This is a genomic window from Aquirufa sp. A-Brett2-15D (assembly GCF_054558735.1).
Genome location: NZ_JBSKFT010000005.1, coordinates 1,042 through 4,346 on the forward strand (window position 1 = coordinate 1,042; position 3,305 = coordinate 4,346).

Below are 3,305 nucleotides of genomic sequence, written 5' to 3' on the forward strand. Positions count from 1 at the left end.
CTCGATACACGAGTGAGTTCCAATACGAGTAGTATTACTGCTGAGATAACAAGAGCAACTGCTGCAGAATTAGCATTAACGAATGGAGTAAATGCAAACGCAGCTAGTATAACTTCAAATACCAATTCGATTGCAGGACTCGATACACGAGTGAGTTCCAATACGAGTAGTATTACTGCTGAGATAACAAGAGCAACTGCTGCAGAATTAGCATTAACGAATGGAGTAAATGCAAACGCAGCTAGTATAACTTCAAATACCAATTCTATTGTAGGACTCGATACGCGAGTTAATTCCAATACGGCAAGTATCACATTAAATACATCAAATATAGCTTTAAGAGCAACTATTGCTTCACCATCTTTTACTGGTACGCCCACAGCTCCTACTGCAGCTGCTGGAACTAGTACAACACAATTAGCCACAACAGAATTCGTATCTACTATGATTGGAGGGACTTATACTCCTGATGCTGATGCTACAACTAAGGGTAAGCTTAAATTAACAAATGATTTAGGAGGAACATCAGATCTACCTACTGTAAATAGTGTGGGAGGGGTAAGTTCAACGACCATTGCGACCTTGCCTACGTCTGTTGCTGCTAATTCGGCGAGCATCACTTCATTAACTAATTCAATAGTTTCAAATACTTCGAGCTTAACTTCATATACAGATATTATTGCCTCGAATACGTCGAGTATCACATCAATTGTCGCAGATTTGGCATTAAAGGCAACGATAAATTCGCCATCCTTCACTGGTACACCCACGGCACCTACTGCAGCTCCAGGGACAAGTACAACACAATTAGCGACAACTGCATTTGTATCTACCATGATTGGAGGGACATATACATCAGATGCAAATTCAACAACTAAGGGAAAACTTAAATTAACAAACGATTTAGGAGGCACGGCAGATCTACCTACTGTAAATAGTGTGGGAGGAGTAAGTTCAGCCACCATTTCGACCTTGCCTGCATCAGTAGCAGCAAATACTGCCAGCATAATATCAAATACGAATTCAATAGCATCTAATACGGCAAGCATTACCGCAGAAATTAATAGAGCAACTGCTGCAGAACTAACATTGACGAATGGAGTAAATGCAAACACAGCTAGCATAACTTCTAATACCAGTTCAATTGTAGGACTCGATACGCGAGTTAATTCCAATACGTCAAGTATTACATCTGAAATTGCAAGAGCTCAAAATGCAGAGTTATCATTAGATACTAAGATTGCATCAAACACGGCAAGCATCACATCAAATACATCAATTATAGCCTTACGAGCAACTATTGCTTCACCATCATTTACTGGTACGCCTACAGCTCCTACTGCAGCTCCTGGAACTAGTACAACACAATTAGCGACAACTGCATTTGTATCTACCATGATTGGGGGGACTTATACACCTGATGCTGATGCTACAAATAAGGGTAAACTTAAATTAACAAATGATTTAGGAGGAACATCAGATCTACCTACTGTAAATAGTGTGGGAGGGGTAAGTTCAACGACCATAGCTACCTTGCCTTCATCTGTTTCTGCTAACACGGCGAGTATTACTTCCTTAACTAATTCAGTAGTTACAAATACATCGAGCATAACTTCTAATACCAATTCAATTGCCTCGAATACGTCGAGTATCACATCAATTGTCGCAGATTTGGCATTAAAGGCAACGATAAATTCACCATCGTTCACAGGTACACCCACGGTGCCAGCTCCTGCATCAAATTCCAATAGCAATCAAATTGCGACAACTGCCTTTGTTAATACTTTAGTGGGAGGAGCGTCAATAGCTGATGCTAATTCAACAACCAAGGGCAAGCTTAAATTAACTAACGATTTAGGAGGCACGGCAGATCTACCTACTGTAAATAGTGTGGGAGGGGTAAGTTCAACGACCATAGCGACCTTGCCTACATCGATTGCCTCGAATACATCGAGTATCACTTCAATGATCTCAGATTTTGCATTAAAGGCAACTATAAATTCACCTTCGTTCACTGGTACTCCTACAGTGCCAGCTCCTGCGGCAAATTCAAATAGTAATCAAATTGCAACAACGGCTTTTGTCAATACTTTAATTAGCGGAGTTAGTGGAGGTGCTGGGTCATTAACTTTAACGGGTGCGGTCACCGGTTCAGGTTCAGGATCAATTACCACAACAATTGCACCTAGTTTAGCTTTGTCAGGAGTACCTACTGCTCCAACTAACGCTGATCCAACTACAAATAATACGCAAATTGCAACCACGGCTTTTGTTCAGAGTGCAATTTCTTCACTTCCAGGGGGTGCCAATTATTTAAATCCATCATCACTGAATGTAGGGAATACTTTAGTCAAAAGGGCTAGTGATGGTAGCTTTGCGGCAGGAGCGATTACGGCCACAAGTTTTATTGGTAATGTCACCGGAACTTCAGCTAACATTACAGGACTATTACCAATAATGAACGGAGGAACGAATGCAACAAATATTACAGATGCGAGAACGAATTTTGGATTAGGTAATATAGATAATACGAGCGATGTTAATAAGCCTGTCAGTACAGCTCAACTAGCGGCATTAAATTTAAAGGCGAACCTCATATCACCCGTGTTTACGGGAACACCTTCATTACCTACAGGAACGATAGCTGTAACTCAAGGGACAGGAGACATATCCACTGCGATAGCAACCACAGCGTTTGTCAATAATTCATTTACTACTACGAATATTGCGGCAGGAGTACCGAGTGCTACGTCCAGTACGGCGGGTAAGATTGTATTAGCAGGAGATTTAGGCGGGACTTTTTTAAGTCCTACGGTAGTTAGTGTTGGTGGGAAGTCTAATACAAGCATTGCGAATGCGATCACAACAGTGGAAGCAGCTACTACTATAAACACGCCAAGTACTTTGGTAATGAGAAGCGCGACAGGAAATATTTCTGTTGGAAGTATATCAACTACATCTATCGTATCAACCACACTATCAGGAAATTTAACGGGTAATGTGGTGGGTAATGTGACAGGTAATGTGAGTGGCACTGCCTTGAATGTTACGGGAGTAGTAGCGATAGCAAATGGAGGAACGAATGCGACAAATAGTACAGATGCGAGAACGAATTTAGGATTAGGTAATATAGATAATACGAGCGATGTTAATAAGCCTGTCAGTACAGCTCAACTAGCGGCATTAAATTTAAAGGCGAACCTTATATCACCGGTGTTTACGGGAACACCATCACTACCTACAGGAACAATAGCTGTAACACAAGGTGCGAGTGATGCATCCACTGCAATCGCAACTACTGCCTT

The 3,305-nt window shown here is 41.3% G+C and carries 1 protein-coding gene; it reads left to right on the plus strand.

The features are described 5' to 3' along the window. Positions 1 to 3,305, plus strand: a 3,305-nt coding sequence (locus ACST14_RS10870; RefSeq protein ID WP_459463470.1) for a beta strand repeat-containing protein, incomplete at both ends; no start/stop codon positions are given.